At 65.7% G+C, this 14268-nt stretch carries 14 protein-coding genes; 8 read left to right on the top strand and 6 right to left on the bottom strand.

Features of this window, described 5'->3' with window-relative positions; genetic code table 11:
• Positions 1 to 966, top strand: coding sequence for an L-histidine N(alpha)-methyltransferase (gene egtD, locus H6P80_RS00900; RefSeq protein WP_185799477.1), 966 nt, complete (start codon positions 1 to 3; stop codon positions 964 to 966).
• 52 nt (positions 967 to 1018) lie between these two features.
• On the opposite strand, the gene H6P80_RS00895 is transcribed toward egtD, so the two are convergent.
• Entirely contained in the window at positions 1019 to 2056 is a 1038-nt protein-coding gene (locus tag H6P80_RS00895) for a DUF1176 domain-containing protein (RefSeq protein WP_185799476.1), read from the bottom strand.
• Positions 2057 to 2134: 78 nt separating this feature from the next.
• Here H6P80_RS00895 and H6P80_RS00890 point away from each other — a divergent pair, with 78 nt between their 5' ends.
• The 6 genes from H6P80_RS00890 to H6P80_RS00865 all read left to right on the top strand — a co-directional run bounded on the left by H6P80_RS00890 (position 2135) and on the right by H6P80_RS00865 (position 7100).
• A complete protein-coding gene (locus tag H6P80_RS00890) occupies positions 2135 to 3004 on the top strand; it encodes a 3-hydroxyacyl-CoA dehydrogenase NAD-binding domain-containing protein (RefSeq protein ID WP_185799475.1) in 870 nt (289 codons plus the stop codon).
• 38 nt (positions 3005 to 3042) lie between these two features.
• Positions 3043 to 4197: an epoxide hydrolase family protein gene (locus tag H6P80_RS00885; protein WP_185799474.1), complete on the top strand. Its 1155-nt coding sequence runs from the start codon at positions 3043 to 3045 to the stop codon at positions 4195 to 4197.
• A 61-nt stretch (positions 4198 to 4258) separates the two neighbouring features.
• Entirely contained in the window at positions 4259 to 5164 is a 906-nt protein-coding gene (argB, locus tag H6P80_RS00880) for an acetylglutamate kinase (RefSeq protein WP_185799473.1), read from the top strand.
• 95 nt (positions 5165 to 5259) lie between these two features.
• On the top strand, positions 5260 to 5562 hold the full coding sequence (locus H6P80_RS00875) for a YggT family protein (protein ID WP_185799472.1): 303 nt from the start codon (positions 5260 to 5262) through the stop codon (positions 5560 to 5562).
• An 18-nt stretch (positions 5563 to 5580) separates the two neighbouring features.
• A complete protein-coding gene (gene folD, locus H6P80_RS00870; protein WP_185799471.1) occupies positions 5581 to 6474 on the top strand; it encodes a bifunctional methylenetetrahydrofolate dehydrogenase/methenyltetrahydrofolate cyclohydrolase FolD in 894 nt (297 codons plus the stop codon).
• Positions 6471 to 7100: a MarC family protein gene (locus H6P80_RS00865; RefSeq protein ID WP_185799470.1), complete on the top strand. Its 630-nt coding sequence runs from the start codon at positions 6471 to 6473 to the stop codon at positions 7098 to 7100. The genes folD and H6P80_RS00865 overlap by 4 nt, the downstream gene beginning before the upstream one ends.
• Here the strand turns inward: H6P80_RS00865 and H6P80_RS00860 are convergent.
• Positions 7097 to 8890, bottom strand: a complete 1794-nt coding sequence (locus H6P80_RS00860) for an AcrB/AcrD/AcrF family protein (RefSeq protein ID WP_185799469.1) — start codon at positions 8888 to 8890, stop codon at positions 7097 to 7099. The two genes, H6P80_RS00865 and H6P80_RS00860, sit on opposite strands and share 4 nt — an antisense overlap.
• A 127-nt stretch (positions 8891 to 9017) precedes the next feature.
• On the opposite strand from H6P80_RS00860, the gene H6P80_RS00855 reads away from it, so the two are divergent.
• The gene (locus H6P80_RS00855) at positions 9018 to 9416 is read left to right on the top strand and encodes a GtrA family protein (protein ID WP_185799468.1); all 399 of its coding nucleotides are present in this window, start codon (positions 9018 to 9020) and stop codon (positions 9414 to 9416) included.
• A 1-nt stretch (position 9417) separates the two neighbouring features.
• Here the strand turns inward: H6P80_RS00855 and H6P80_RS00850 are convergent, their stop codons facing one another.
• The 4 genes from H6P80_RS00850 to H6P80_RS00835 form a co-directional block, all read right to left on the bottom strand.
• The gene (locus tag H6P80_RS00850) at positions 9418 to 10509 is read right to left on the bottom strand and encodes a phosphatase PAP2 family protein (RefSeq protein ID WP_185799467.1); all 1092 of its coding nucleotides are present in this window, start codon (positions 10507 to 10509) and stop codon (positions 9418 to 9420) included.
• A gap of 15 nt (positions 10510 to 10524) precedes the next feature.
• Entirely contained in the window at positions 10525 to 11502 is a 978-nt protein-coding gene (locus tag H6P80_RS00845) for a phosphatase PAP2 family protein (protein ID WP_185799466.1), read from the bottom strand.
• A 157-nt stretch (positions 11503 to 11659) separates the two neighbouring features.
• Positions 11660 to 12886, bottom strand: coding sequence for an argininosuccinate synthase (locus H6P80_RS00840; RefSeq protein ID WP_185799465.1), 1227 nt, complete (start codon positions 12884 to 12886; stop codon positions 11660 to 11662).
• A gap of 34 nt (positions 12887 to 12920) precedes the next feature.
• On the bottom strand, positions 12921 to 14264 hold the full coding sequence (locus tag H6P80_RS00835; protein ID WP_185799464.1) for an MATE family efflux transporter: 1344 nt from the start codon (positions 14262 to 14264) through the stop codon (positions 12921 to 12923).
• Positions 14265 to 14268 lie beyond the last annotated feature (4 nt).

The raw sequence follows: 14268 nt of genomic DNA, 5'->3' as shown, positions 1-14268 counted from the left end.
ATGGCGACGATCGAAACCGATGCGGGCGTCGACCCCGCCTTCCGCAAGGCCGTGCTCGACGGGCTGAGAATGGATCGCCGCGCGATCGGCGCGCGCTGGCTCTACGATCTGAAAGGATCGGAGCTGTTCGAGGATATCACCGATCTTCCCGAATATTATCCGACCCGCACCGAGCGCGGCCTGCTGGACGCCTATTCGGGAGAGGCCGGCGCAGCGATCGGCGCGGGGCGCGCGGTGATCGAATTCGGCTCCGGCTCCTCGGCCAAGACGCCGCTGCTGCTGAAACAGATCGATCCGGCGGCCTATGTGCCGATCGATATATCGGGCGAATTTCTGCGCGACTCCGCCGAAAGCCTCAGCGACGAATTTCCGGAGCTTCCGGTTTTTCCGGTCGAAGCCGATTTCTCGCATAAGGTGCCGCTGCCCGAAGCGGTCGCCGATATGCCCAAGCTCGGCTTTTTCCCGGGTTCGACGATCGGCAATATGGTGCCGCCGATCGCCGTCGATTTCCTGCGGACGATGAAGGAAACGCTCGGCATCGGCGCGATGCTGCTGATCGGCATGGACCGGGTAAAGGGGGAGGAAATCCTCGTCCCCGCCTATGACGATGCGGCGGGCGTAACGGCGGCGTTCAACCTCAACCTGTTGACCCGCATCAATCGCGAGCTTGGCGGTACGATCCCCGAAGACGCGTTCCGGCACCGGGCCGTATGGAACGATCCGCTGGCGCGTGTCGAAATGCATATCGAGGCGCTGCGCGACGTGGAGTTCACCGTCGAAGGCGAGCGTTTCGCGATGGCGAAGGGCGAGACCATCCATACCGAAAACAGCCATAAATACGGCCCGCGCGATGCCCGCATCCTGCTGCGCGCCGGCGGCTGGACGATGATCCGCGAATGGAGCGATCGGAAAGACCAGTTCGCGCTGATTCTCGCCGAAGCGCAGCCCGAGGTGACCGCGCCATAGGTTGTCAGCCGGTGCGGCGCTCGACCGTCAGGTCGAGCCTGACGATAGGGCCCTACGGCTCTACCCAGCGAATGTTCGCGCGGTAGACGGTGATCCAGTGGAGCGAGCCCCGGCAATTGTTCATCACCCGCTGCTCGGTCAGGCGAAAGGCCGATCCGTCCCAGACGAAACTCTGCGCGGTGCCGCAATCGCCGATCCCGCGCCCTTTCATATAGCTGCCGAGCACTCCCGATTCCGCGTCCCACCAGGCGTTGACCAGCACCGGCGGCACGGTGCCTTCGCCCCAGCCGGTCGGCGCGTCGAAGGTCGCGGGGCGCAACCCGCCGCCCTGCCGCACGAAAGCGAAGTCCGAAAAATTATAGGCGCCGCCGCCGCAGGAAATCAGGATCAGCTCGGTGTCGTGAGCAATGCGAAAGGCTTCGTTGCGGCGTGGATTGTCCTCGTCTTCATAGCATTGCGCCTCGTCGCGGATTGCGTTGGCCTCGGCCAGCGACAGCGCTTGCGCCGGACCCTCCTCGGAGCCGGGTGTCGGCATCGCCGCGATCATCGGCAGGGCCGGGGCGGGCGGCACCCGGCTTTCGGGCTCGTCGCCGATGACGACCGACGCCGTCACCGTGCCGGCACGCTGCTGCCGGTCCTCGATATAGAGCAGCGCCGCATAGGAACCGCTCAGCGATATCGGCCCCAGCGATCCGCCCTCGGCGTCGAAAATCTCGGCCGAGGATCCGTTGGCGATCCGCCAGACGAGGTGCGGCACGATGGCGGGATCGAAATGATGGAGTTCGGAGCCGGGCGACGCGGTTGCCGTTGCGGCAAGTTCGCCGTCGATATGCAGCGCGATGCTGTTGCCGGGATTGTCCTCGAACATCCGAAGGCCGGCGCGGTAATAGCCGTCCGGCCCGGCACCGCGCTGGACGGTGAGCGACGCGCTCGAATATCCAATCTCGTCCTCGGGATCGAGCGACAGCGCCTCGCAGGCAAGGCCGTTGTCGCAGCCCACGGCCCAGTCGCCGAAACTCGTCTCTTCGCCGATCTCCGCATCGGGGACGGCAGCTAATGCCGCGGCAAGGGCGAGAATGGCCAATGTCATGCCGACCAGTCTAGCCGAGCGTCCTGCGGCGCGGTAGTGATCTCGGTCACAACGCAGCAAGGCCAGGGAAGAAAGATCATGCAGTCAGTCGGCGTTATCGGGGCGGGTCAGATGGGCGCCGGCATTGCGCAGGTATCGGCGCAGGCCGGCTATCATGTGTTCCTGTCGGACGTCAGCCTTGAGGTCGCCCAGCAGGCAAAGGACGGCATCGGGAAACAGCTCACCCGGCTCGTCGACAAGGAAAAGCTCGACGCCCAGGCACGCGATGTCGCGCTCGGCCGGATCGAGCCGGTCGCCGATCTCGCGCCGATGGCGAGCGCGGGCCTGGTGATCGAGGCGGCGACCGAGCGCGAGGATATCAAGCGCCAGATCTTCGAAGCGATCGGCAAGATTCTGGGCCACAAGGCGGTGCTGGCCTCGAATACCTCGTCGATATCCATCACCCGGCTGGCCCAGGCCTCGCCCGATGCCGAACGCTTTATCGGCGTCCATTTCTTCAATCCGGTGCCGCTGATGGGGCTGATCGAGGTGATACGCGGCCTTGCCACCGCCGACGCGACGGTCGAGACGGTCGAAACCTATGCCAAGGCGCTCGGCAAGCAGACGGTCCATGCCAATGATGCGCCCGGCTTCATCGTCAACCGCGTGCTGTTGCCGATGCTCAACGAGGCTTGTTTCGCGCTGGGCGAGGGGGTCGCGAATGTCGTCGATATCGACGCCGCCTGCCAGCTCGGCCTCAACCATCCGATGGGGCCGCTGACCCTCGCCGATTTCATCGGCCTCGATACCTGCCTGCATATCTGCAGCGTGCTCTATTCGGGCACCGGCGATCCCAAATTCCGCCCGGCCCCGCTGCTCGTCAAATATGTCGAGGCCGGCTGGCTGGGCCGCAAGACCGGCAAGGGATTCTACGATTATGCGGGCGACACGCCCGTCCCGACGCGGTGAGAAGGCCGGCCGGATAGGGAGCTAACGGGAGAGCAGATATGCCCGGACAGATCCGCGATTTCGAAATCGCCATTCCCGATGCGGCGCTCGACGATCTCAAGGCGCGGCTCGCGGCGACGCGCTTCCCGGAAGCCGAAACGGTCGAGGATTGGGAGCAGGGCGCGCCGCTCGCCTATATTCGCGAACTCGCCGACTATTGGCGCGAAAGCTATGACTGGCGGCGCTGCGAGGCGGCGCTCAACGCCCTGCCGAACCATATGGTCGAGATTGACGGGCTCGACATCCACTTCCTCCATATCCGCTCGCCGCACCCCGATGCGCGTCCGCTCATCATGACGCATGGCTGGCCGGGCTCGGTGCTCGAATTTCTTGACGTGGTCGGGCCGCTGACCGATCCCGCCGCCCATGGCGGCGATCCGGCGGATGCCTTTCATCTCATTTTGCCCTCGCTGCCCGGTTACGGGTTTTCGGGAAAGCCGGCGGCGCCGGGCTGGGGCGTCGAGAAGATTGCCGGGGCGTGGCATGAACTGATGGCCGCGCTCGGCTATGACCGTTGGTATGCGCAGGGCGGCGACTGGGGATCGGCGGTCACCGCGACGATCGGCGCGCAGGACAGGGGCGGCTGCAAGGGCATTCACGTCAACATGATCTTCGCGCCGCCGCCGCCCGAGGTGCTCGAGGCGCCGACCGCGGAGGAGCAGGCGGGCCTCGCGCGGCTCGGTTGGTATCGGGAAAAGGACAATGGCTATTCGACGCAGCAGGCGACGCGTCCGCAGACGCTCGGCTATGGCCTGGCCGATTCGCCGGTCGGCCAGATGGCGTGGATCATGGAGAAATTCCACGGCTGGTCTGACTGCGGGGCGGAGAATGGCGGGCATCCCGAAAATGTCTTCGCGCGCGATCGCCTGCTCGACAATGTCACGCTTTACTGGCTGACCAATTCGGCGGCCTCATCGGCGCGGCTCTACTGGGAGAGCTTCCGCGGCCGCGACATGGTGCCGGTGCACCTGCCGATGGGCGGCAGCGTCTTTCCGATGGATATCTTCGCGCCCTCGCGGCGCTGGGCCGAATCGATGTTCAAGACGATAACCTATTGGAACCGGCTTGAGCGGGGCGGCCATTTTGCGGCGATGGAGCGACCCGGGCCGTTCGTGGAGGAAGTGCGCGCAGCCTTCCGCACGATGACGCTATAGGCGCCGGATTTCCCGCAAAGCTTTACTTTCCCGCCCCGCCTCGCCCATAGGCTTTTCCTCGATGACAGAGAACCACGCCCCCGATCCGGCGAAGCTCGCCAAGGCCGAAACGCTCGTCGAGGCGCTGCCCTATATGCAGCGCTTTTCCGGCAAGACTTTCGTCGTCAAATATGGCGGCCATGCGATGGGCGATGCCAAGGCGGCGCGCGATTTCGCCGAGGATGTCGTGCTCCTGAAGGCGGTCGGCATCAATCCCGTCGTCGTTCATGGCGGCGGGCCGCAGATCGGCGCGATGCTCGAAAAGCTCGGCGTCGAGAGCGAATTTGTCGATGGGCTGCGGGTTACCGATGCCGAAACCGCGAAGGTTGCGGAAATGGTCCTTTCCGGCGCGATCAACAAGGAACTGGTCAGCTGGATCGGTCAAGCCGGCGGCCGGGCCATCGGCATATCGGGCAAGGATGGCGGCTTCGTCCGCGCAACCAAGGTCGAACGCACGGTCCGCGATCCCGAAAGCAATATCGAGCGGGCCGTCGATCTCGGCTTTGTCGGCGAGCCGGCTGCGGTGGACCGCACCGTGCTGGATACGATCTCGGACGCCGGCATGATCCCGGTGATCGCCCCGATCGGCATCGATGGCGAGGGCCATACCTACAATATCAACGCCGATACCATGGCCGGCGCGGTGGCGAGCGCGATGAACGCCGCGCGCCTGTTCCTGCTGACCGACGTTGCCGGCGTGCTCGACAAGGAAGGCGCGCTGCTGACCGATCTGTCGCCCGACACGATCGGCACGCTGACATCCGATGGCACCGTATCCGGCGGCATGATCCCGAAGCTCGAAACCTGCGTGAAGGCGGTCGAGAATGGCGTCGAGGCCGCCGTCATCCTCGATGGGCGCATCCCGCACGCGATGCTGCTCGAAGTCTTCACCCGCCAGGGCGCGGGCACCATGGTGCGGGCGATCTAGCCGCTTTTCCGCATAACGGGATTTTCCCGAGCACATGTTGAACCCCCGCCGCCCAACCGCTAGATGCGGGCTTCATTTCGATCGGGACGCGTCGCATGTCTAATCTCGCTCATACCCTGTTGAGCATCGCCGGTTTCGCGGTCTGGGCGCTGATCATCGTGATGATCGTGCAGATCATCTTCAGCTGGCTGGTCGCGTTCAACGTGATCAACACCTATAATAACGGCGTTCGCCAGTTCCTCTATTGGCTGGATCGCATCACCGAGCCCTTCTATCGCCCGGTGCGCAGCTTCATGCCGGATTTCGGCGGGCTCGATTTCTCGCCGATGGTCGTGCTCATCGTGTTGAACCTGCTGCTGCAGCTGATTTACGACCTGCAATATCGCGCGTTGCTCTAGGAAGAGATGGGAACAGGGATGACTGCCGAAATTATCGACGGCAAGGCCTTTGCCGCCGGATTGCGCGAGCGCATTGCCGAAGCCGTGCCGGCGTTCGTCGAAGCCGCCGGCCGGAAACCCGGCCTCGCCGTCGTGCTGGTCGGCGAGGATCCGGCAAGCCAGGTCTATGTCGGCTCCAAGGGCAAGGCGACGGTTGCCGCGGGCATGAACAGCTTCGAACACCGGCTGCCGGAAACCGCGACCCAGCAAGAGCTGATCGCGATGGTCGAACAACTGAATGCCGATGACAGCGTCGACGGTATCCTCGTCCAGCTGCCGCTGCCCGAGGGCATGGACGACAAGGCGGTGATCGCGGCGATCGATCCGGCCAAGGATGTCGACGGCTTTCACGTGGTCAATGCCGGCAAGCTCGCCGTGGGCGAGGATGCGCTCGTGCCCTGCACGCCGCTCGGCTGCCTGATGCTGCTGAAAGATGCGCTTGGCGACCTTTCGGGGATGGACGCCGTCGTCGTCGGCCGCTCGAACATCGTCGGCAAGCCGATGGCGCAGCTGCTGCTCGGCGAGAATTGCACGGTCACCCTGGCGCATAGCCGCACCAGGGACCTGCCCGCCGTCGTCCGCCGCGCCGATATCGTCGTCGCCGCCGTCGGCCGCGCCGAAATGGTGAAGGGCGACTGGTTGAAGGATGGCGCCACCGTCATCGATGTCGGCATCAACCGGCTGGCGCCGACCGAAGAAGGCAAGAAGGGCCGGCTGGTCGGCGACGTCGCCTATGAAGAGGCGCTCGGCCATGTGAAGGCGATCACGCCGGTGCCCGGCGGCGTCGGACCGATGACGATCGCCGTGCTCCTCCGCAACACGCTCGTCGCCGCACATGCGCGCGCGGGCCTCGCACCGCCCCGGGATCTATGATCGAACTGTACGTCTCGGCGCTGATCACCTTCTTCGTGGTCATCGATCCGCCGGGATGTGCGCCGATCTTCGCCAGCCTGACGACCGGCGCGACCCCGACCGAGCGCCGGGTGATGGCGATCCGCTCGGTCGTCATCGCGACCGGCGTCTTGCTGTTCTTCGCGCTGCTCGGCGAGCAGCTGCTGGGCGCGCTCGGCGTCAGCCTCGATGCCTTCCGTATCGCCGGCGGCATCATGCTGTTCCTCATCGCCTTCGACATGGTGTTCGAACGCCGCACCCAGCGGCGCGAGGACAGGGCGCAGAAAATCATCGACACGCCCGAGGTTGAGGACGTCTCGGCCTTCCCGATGGCGATGCCGATGATCGCGGGACCGGGCACCATCGCGTCGGTCATGCTGCTGGAAGCGCGCAGCAGCGGGATCGAGCAATCGCTCGTCGTGCTGGCGGCGATGGGCACGATCCTGCTGCTCACGCTTATCGCCCTGCTGGGGGCGGGGGCGATCATGAAATTCCTCGGCGATCGCATCGAGGCGGTGATCACCCGCTTGCTGGGCGTGATTCTCGGCGCGCTGGCCGTCCAGTTCGTGATCAACGGCCTGAACGGCGCGTTCGGGCTCGGGGGCTAACGGGCGACGCGCCACAGCAGGAAGGGCGAATCCTCGGGCAGCGATACCGGTTCCAGCCAGGCCGGCGCGCGGCTCGCGCGCATCCGGTAGAACATGCTGGCCTCGTCTTCCTCGCCATAGAGCCAGTCCCCGCCCATATCGGGGCAGATCAGCACATAGCCGACATCATAGCGCTGGACCGTCTCTCGCAGCCGTGCTTCGTCTCCGCGAAAGGCGTCGAATATGTCGAGCATCGCTTCGCCGTTGCGATGATAGGGGCCGGCGATGGCATTGTGCGGGGTCATCACGATCAGCCGCGGCCCGAAATCGATTTGGGTGAGTATCGTCGATGCGGGGAGCGCCGCAATCGGTGCCAGAGCCTCGCGCGAGGAGCAGGCCAGCGTTTCTCCCGAAGCGTCCGCGTGCGTCTCGTCCTCGCCGGGCGGTTCGGGGAAGGCGGCGATCGGGATGACCGCATAGAGCCCGGTCATCAGCGCTATCGCCGCGACCGATCCGAAAACGCGGACCAGCATCTGCTGCGAGGCGCGGAAGCGGGGAAGCAGCCAGCCGCCGAGTATGGCTGCGCCCGGAATGGCGAGCAATTGGGCCGCCGGTGCGGTGCGCACCTGCCAGAAGAGCAGCGCGACGCTTGCCAGCGCCATGGCGGCGAGCGCGAGCCAGGGGAGGAATTTTTCGGGCGCCCTGCGCGCGCCGATCAGCGCGATGGCATAGCCGGCAAGACCCGACAAAGGCAGCGACACGATCAGCAGCGCCTTGCGCCAGCCCTGCCGGTAGATCGGCCGCGCCTCTTGGACATTGTCGAGCCAGAGCGACTGGAGTTCGGGGCTTACGCCTTCGGGCCGGCCGAGGCAGTGCGGCCAGAGCAGGGCGAAGCCGATGGCGAGGATTGCCCCGGCCGCTGCGGCGAGCGCAAAGCGGATGCGCCAATTTTCCGTGCGCAGCAGGGAGAGCAGCACCAGCGCGCCGCCCGCCGCGGCCACCGCCGACAGCCAGACCGGCGAAAGCGCATCGCATACCGGCGCGCGGTTCGCGGCCGATGCGAAGAGCGCAAAGCCGAGCGCCGAACCGCCGCCCAGCGCCGCGCCATAGCCGGCGATGCGCGGCGCGTGCGCGCGATCGCGGACCCAGAACAGGGCGGTCGCGGCACCGATCAGCGCGAGGAAGGCGAGCATTTCGAGGCCGATGGTCAGCGAGAGGGCGGTGGCGAGGCCGCTCGTCGTCCCGCCGCGCGCCGGTTTCGGATCGGCCAGCCCTGCGATCGCCACTGCAAGCAGGGCGAGCTGCCATCCATGATGATCGATCCGCAGCGGCATCCACATCGGCATCAATATGCCGGCACACAGGGTCGCGAGCAGCGCCAGCGTCCAGGCGATCGGTGCGATCAGGCGCCGCGCGGTGAGCGCGATAGCGACCAGGCCGATCGCGAACGGGATCAGCGGCGCCAGCCCCACAGCCCAGCGTTCGGCCCCGTCATGGCCGAGCAGCGGTTCGAGCAGCAGGATCAGCCCGGCAATCGGCAGGTCGGGCAGGTGCGACCAGTGAATATCGGCGCCGGCCGGCGGCGCGAGGCGATATTGCGTGAGATCGAACCAGGGCTGGCCGCCCAGCATCGCGCGTACCTGCGCCAGCCGCAGATTATCGTCGGTATCGCCGAGGGCGAGCGCCTCGATACCCGGCAGCCGCGCGGCGATCATCAGCGTCGCGACCAGCAGCCAGACCGCCAGGGTGCAGAGCAGCCAGCGATCGTTGAGCCAGCGACTATCCTTGAGATCGATTTTCTGTTCGCTCATCCGCCCCTTGCCCGTTACCCTGCCCGTTACCCTGCCCGTTGCCGCGTCCGGCGTTGCTTTCCGGCGGTCCTAGCCAAGAAAGATTAACCATCTTGTCTTAATCGCTATGTCAGCAATGATGAAAGCCATGGTTTCCTCCAGCGATCTTCGCCGCCAGCTCGTGCGCTACGCGATCAGCGGCGGCGCGCTCACCCTCTTCTATTCGGCGGTCTACTGGATCGCGGCGGTGCCGATGGCCATCGACGCGCTGGTCGCCAATGCGCTCGCCTTTGTGGCGACGGTGGCGATCGGCTTCGTCGTCCATTCGCGCTGGAGCTTTGCCGGCCATGGCCGGCGCGACCGGCCGGTGCGCGCCTGGAGCCTGTTCCTCGCCGTCAACCTTGCCGGTTTCGCGCTCAACAGCTTCTGGGTGTGGCTGATCGTCGAGCGCATCGGCGCCTCGCCCTCCTGGCCGCTGGTGCCGATCGTGTTCGTGACGCCCTGGCTAAGCTTCTACCTCAACCGCCGCTGGACCTTCGGCGGCTGATCTAGACGGCGGGCGCGAGCGGCCGTTTTTCGAGCGGCGGCCGGTCGAACGCGGCGGCGATGCGGCCCGCCAGCCTCCAGAAGCCGATGGTCGCGATCGCGGCGACGACGCCGTCGAGCCCGTAATGCCAGCCGAGATAGACCGAGCCGACCCAGATCAGCAGCGCATAGGCGCCGAGCAGATAGCCGAGCCAGCGGTTGATCCGGAAAGCGCCGAGCGCGAACAATATCGCGAGCCCGTTATGGACCGACGGCATCGCCGAAATACCCCCGCCGATCGCCAGCGTGTCGCTGCTATAGGCGTTGAGTAGGTGATGCATGTTGTTGAGCGCGACGAGATTCCCGCCGCCATTGCCGAGCGCCGCATCGTGCGCGCGCAGGGTTTCCATCATCGCCGCATAGCTTTCCTGCGGGCCGACGAGATCGGTGTAGAAGCACGGCCCGGCCGAGGGCAGAAGGAAGGCCATGACGCTGCCGAGCCCGATCCACACGAAGATATAGGTCAGCAGATATTGGGTGCGCAGCCGATAGTAGCGCGTGCCGAGAAAGGCGCAGGCGACGACGCCGAGCGCCATCGGCAGAAACCAGACATGGTAGAAGGTGTCGATGAAATCGGTCGCTGCCGGAGAGCCGAACCAGTCATGGAAGAAGCGCCAGCCGTCCTTCCCGAAAAACAGCCAGCGGTCCGCCTCGACGAGCCAGGGATCATGGGCGAAGGGCTGGGTCGAGAGGATCTGCTGCTTGAAGGCGTTGAAGGAGGAGATCAGCGCGGCGAAGAGCAGCAGCGGCCAAAGCATGGTGACGACCCCCTCGCCGCTCACCCGCTCGGCGATGCGCTCGCGGATCACGGCGAGCGGGGAGGAGACCTTGCCGTCCTTCGGGCGGCCCTGCCAGAGGATGACGATCAGCCAGAGGCAGAAGAGAAACAGCCAGACCGCCGTCAGGCCGAACAGATACATGCGGAACAGCTGCAAGAGCTGGGCCGGAGCGACATAGCCGCTCGCCAGCACGGCGATGAAATAGGCCGCGGTTATGCCGAGGCCCAGCGCGGCGACGCGCGTTTCCCGGCCAAAGACTATCGAGGAACGGAACATCGTGGCGGCCCTTCGCTAACTTTGGCTCAGCGCGACGGCGGGCTTGGCCGGGGCGCGTGGCTGCCGCGCGTAAATAGCGAGCAGCCCTTTGTAGAAGAGGAGGGCCACCGCGCCGCCGACGATGCCGTCGACCGCATAGTGCCAGCCGAGCGCGATCGAGAGCAGGAAGATCAGGAAACCGGCAAGGGCCATCGGCACCATCATCCGGTGCCTGAAGATACGAAGTGCCATCAGCATCCACGCCGTCGTCGCGATGTGCAGGGACGGCATGGCGGAGATGCCGGCGCCCGGCGCGAAGCCCTGGCCCGAAAAGACGTTCCAGAGATACTCGGCGACATTGCTGGTCTCCGACACATTCTGGAGCCCGGCGAACCGGTCGCCATAGCCCATCTCGGCGTAGAAGATCGGGCCCGCGGCCGGCAGCAGGCTGTGGATCACCGGTCCGGCGACCGACCAGAGCAGGAAATAGGTCACCAGCAGCGCCGATTTTTGCGGGGAAGCGGGCTTGGCGAGGACGATGATCAGGGTCAGGATCATCATGACGAACCAGCCGCGATGATAGAAGAGCGCGAAGGCGCTGCTGTTCAGCCATGTCAGGAAGGTCCAGGGATCGTGGCCGAGGAACAGCCAGTAATCCATGTCGGCGAGCAGCGGATCGGCCCAGAAGGGCACGAGATAATTGAGCAGCGGCTTCGTCCACATGAAGGTGGTGAGGTTGAGACCGGCGATGCAGAGCGCGAAGGCGATTACCAGGAAGCGGCGCCGGTCGTCGATCACGGCCTCGCGGATACGCTGGAACGGGCTGTCGACGCCGGCGGCGACCATCACGAAAAAGCCGTAGATCGCGCCGATCATCGCGGCGGCGAGCATCCAGTAGGGCAGCACGCCGACCGCCGGCATGATGCCGCGATAACTGGGAATCAAGGCCAGCGCGACGCCGCCCGAAAGACAGGTCAGCAGCGTGCTCGGCACCAGCCAGTCGCGATCGCTCATCGGCTATTCCCCACCATCGCACCGCCTTTGAAACCGGGTTCCATGCGAAATTCTCCGTCGCGCGCCATATCGGTGAGGCGCGTCCCTGGCCCGCTCTAGGGGGTGGACGGAAAAATTCGGTTAACCCTTTTTGGTTTCGCCGGGGGAGAGGCGCTGCTCAGCGGCGTTTGCGGCGGCCGAGCAGGCGCAGGCGCAGCGCGTTGAGCTTGATGAAGCCTTCCGCATCGCGCTGGTCATAGGCGCCGGCATCGTCCTCGAAGGTGACGACATCCTCGCTGTAGAGATTATAGGCGACGTCCGCCTTGCGGCCGACGACATTCACCGATCCCTTGTAGAGTTTCAGGCGCACCGTGCCGGTCACGCCCTGCTGGCTATGGTCGATCGCCGCCTGCAGCATTTCGCGTTCGGGGCTGAACCACAGGCCGTTATAAAGGAGCTCGGCATAGCGCGGCATCAGCTCGTCCTTCAGATGCGCGGCACCGCGATCCAGGGTCAGCTGCTCGATCCCGCGATGCGCGGCGAGCAGGATGGTGCCGCCGGGCGTTTCGTACATGCCGCGGCTCTTCATCCCCACGAACCGGTTTTCGACGAGATCGAGCCGGCCGATACCGTGGGTGCGGCCATAATCGTTGAGCCTGGCCAGCAAGGTTGCCGGGCTCATCGCCGTGCCGTCGATCGCCACGGCGTCGCCGGTTTCGAAATCGATCTCGATATATTCGGGCGTATCGGGCGCGTCTTCGGGATTGCCGGTGCGCGAATAGACATAGTCGGGCGTCTCCACCCACGGATCTTCGAGCACCTTGCCCTCGGACGAGGTGTGGAGAAGATTGGCATCGGTCGAGAAGGGCGCCTCGCCGCGCTTGTCCTTGGTCACCGGGATCTGGTGGGCTTCGGCGAACTCGATCAGGCGGCTGCGGCTGGTAAGATCCCATTCGCGCCACGGCGCGATCACCTTGATGTCCGGATCGAGCGCATAATAGCCGAGCTCGAACCGCACCTGGTCGTTGCCCTTGCCGGTCGCGCCGTGCGCGACGGCGTCGGCGCCGACTTCGTGCGCGATCTCGATCTGGCGCTTGGAGATCAGCGGCCGGGCGATCGAGGTGCCGAGCAGATACTGGCCCTCGTACACCGCATTGGCGCGGAACATCGGGAAGACATAATCGCGCACGAACTCCTCGCGCAGATCGTCGATGAAGATATGCTCGTCCTTGACGCCGGCCATCTGCGCCTTGCCGCGCACCGGCTCCAGCTCTTCGCCCTGGCCGAGATCGGCGGTGAAGGTCACCACCTCGCAGCCATATTCGGTCTGCAGCCATTTCAGGATCACGCTGGTGTCGAGGCCGCCCGAATAGGCGAGGACGACGCGTTTGATCTGTTCGGGCATTGAAGGATTCTCCGACTGGATTGGCGGTGCGGGACTAGAGCGCGCGGCGCGCTTCGGCAAGACGATCCGGAACGCTGCGCAAAAGCCCGGGCAGATAGAGGCCCAGAAACGCCGCGCGGAACAGATAGCTGGCGAGCATCGCCGCCCATAATCCGGTCGCGCCCCAGGGCCTGAGCAGCAGGTCGGTCGCGATATAGCAGGCGGTGGCGAGGATCGCGGCGTTGCGCAGCGCCGCCCCGCGCGTCGCACCGATGAAGATCCCGTCGAGCAGCCAGGCCGGCATGCCGAGCAGCGGGATCAGCGCGACCAGCCAGATATAGGGATAGGCCGCTTCGCGCACCGCTTCGTTGCTGGTCAGCAGGTCGATCACGGGATTGCCGGCAATCAAGATGGCGGCGGCAAAGACGATGCCGGCGGCGAGCGAGAATTCGCCGGTCAGCCGCGCCGCGCGCAGCAATTCGGCGCGCGACCCCCGGCCGATCGCCATGCCGACCCGGGATTCGGCGGTAAAGGCGAAGGCGTCGAGCACATAGGCGGCGACGAGGATGAACTGGTCGAGCACGAGATTGGCGCCGAGCTGGACGGGCCCCAGCCGCGCGCCGGCATTGGTGAACCAGGCGAACAGCATCAGCAATGCGATCGTCCGCACCATGATATCGAAATTGACCGAGAACAGCCGCCCCATCGCTTCGCGCGCGAACAGTCTGGCCGGCCTTTTGAGCCGATCGGCGATGTTCGGCGCCAACAGGCCCCAACACAGCGCAATGCCGAGGACGAGCGCCGACCATTCGGCGATTGCCGTGCCGAGGCCGACGCCGCGCGCGCCCATATCGAAATGCCAGACGAACAGGATATCTAGCCCGGCGTTGATCAGGTTCATCACGACCTGCAGCGCCAGCGCCCGCCGGGTCGCGCCGAGCCCGAACAGCCAGCCGACGAGCGCGAAATAGCCGAGCGCCGCCGGCGCACCGAAAAAGCGTGCCGTGATATAGCCGCGCGCCGCCTCGTCGAGCGCGCCGCCGCCGGCGAACAGGGCGAGTGCGAGCGGAGTCAGTACCGCTTGCAACGCGAACAGCGCCGCGCCGATCACGAAACCCGCCGCAACGCCGCGCACCAGCATCGCATCGACTTCGCCCTTGTCGCCCGCCCCTTCGGCCTGCGCGGTCAGCCCGGTCATCCCCATCCGCAGGAAGCCGAAGGTCCAGAAAAGGAAGGTGATGACGATAGACCCGAGCGCCACGCCGGCGAGCGCGATCGCATCGCCGGTCTGCCCGATCACCGCGGTATCGACGATCGCGACGAGCGGCACCGACGCCTGGCCGATCATGATCGGCCAGGCCTGGGCGAAGATCGCGCGGCGGGTGAGCGGCGGTGGCATCGCG

This window comes from Parasphingopyxis marina, assembly GCF_014237875.1.
Lineage (GTDB): Bacteria > Pseudomonadota > Alphaproteobacteria > Sphingomonadales > Sphingomonadaceae > Parasphingopyxis > Parasphingopyxis marina.
Note: the sequence above shows the minus strand (reverse complement) of the source record. Positions and strands in the feature narration are given on the sequence as shown.

Excerpts from the sequence above, each read along its gene's own strand:
- H6P80_RS00895 (WP_185799476.1), bottom strand. The coding sequence starts at position 2,056 with ATGACATTGGCCATTCTCGCCCTTGCCGCGGCATTAGCTGCCGTCCCC.
- H6P80_RS00865 (WP_185799470.1), top strand. The coding sequence starts at position 6,471 with ATGATCGAACTGTACGTCTCGGCGCTGATCACCTTCTTCGTGGTCATC.
- H6P80_RS00860 (WP_185799469.1), bottom strand. The coding sequence starts at position 8,890 with ATGAGCGAACAGAAAATCGATCTCAAGGATAGTCGCTGGCTCAACGAT.
- H6P80_RS00840 (WP_185799465.1), bottom strand. The coding sequence starts at position 12,886 with ATGCCCGAACAGATCAAACGCGTCGTCCTCGCCTATTCGGGCGGCCTC.
- H6P80_RS00850 (WP_185799467.1), bottom strand. The coding sequence starts at position 10,509 with ATGTTCCGTTCCTCGATAGTCTTTGGCCGGGAAACGCGCGTCGCCGCG.
- H6P80_RS00890 (WP_185799475.1), top strand. The coding sequence starts at position 2,135 with ATGCAGTCAGTCGGCGTTATCGGGGCGGGTCAGATGGGCGCCGGCATT.
- H6P80_RS00855 (WP_185799468.1), top strand. The coding sequence starts at position 9,018 with ATGGTTTCCTCCAGCGATCTTCGCCGCCAGCTCGTGCGCTACGCGATC.
- H6P80_RS00835 (WP_185799464.1), bottom strand. The coding sequence starts at position 14,264 with ATGCCACCGCCGCTCACCCGCCGCGCGATCTTCGCCCAGGCCTGGCCG.
- H6P80_RS00875 (WP_185799472.1), top strand. The coding sequence starts at position 5,260 with ATGTCTAATCTCGCTCATACCCTGTTGAGCATCGCCGGTTTCGCGGTC.
- H6P80_RS00885 (WP_185799474.1), top strand. The coding sequence starts at position 3,043 with ATGCCCGGACAGATCCGCGATTTCGAAATCGCCATTCCCGATGCGGCG.
- H6P80_RS00845 (WP_185799466.1), bottom strand. The coding sequence starts at position 11,502 with ATGAGCGATCGCGACTGGCTGGTGCCGAGCACGCTGCTGACCTGTCTT.
- argB (WP_185799473.1), top strand. The coding sequence starts at position 4,259 with ATGACAGAGAACCACGCCCCCGATCCGGCGAAGCTCGCCAAGGCCGAA.
- folD (WP_185799471.1), top strand. The coding sequence starts at position 5,581 with ATGACTGCCGAAATTATCGACGGCAAGGCCTTTGCCGCCGGATTGCGC.
- egtD (WP_185799477.1), top strand. The coding sequence starts at position 1 with ATGGCGACGATCGAAACCGATGCGGGCGTCGACCCCGCCTTCCGCAAG.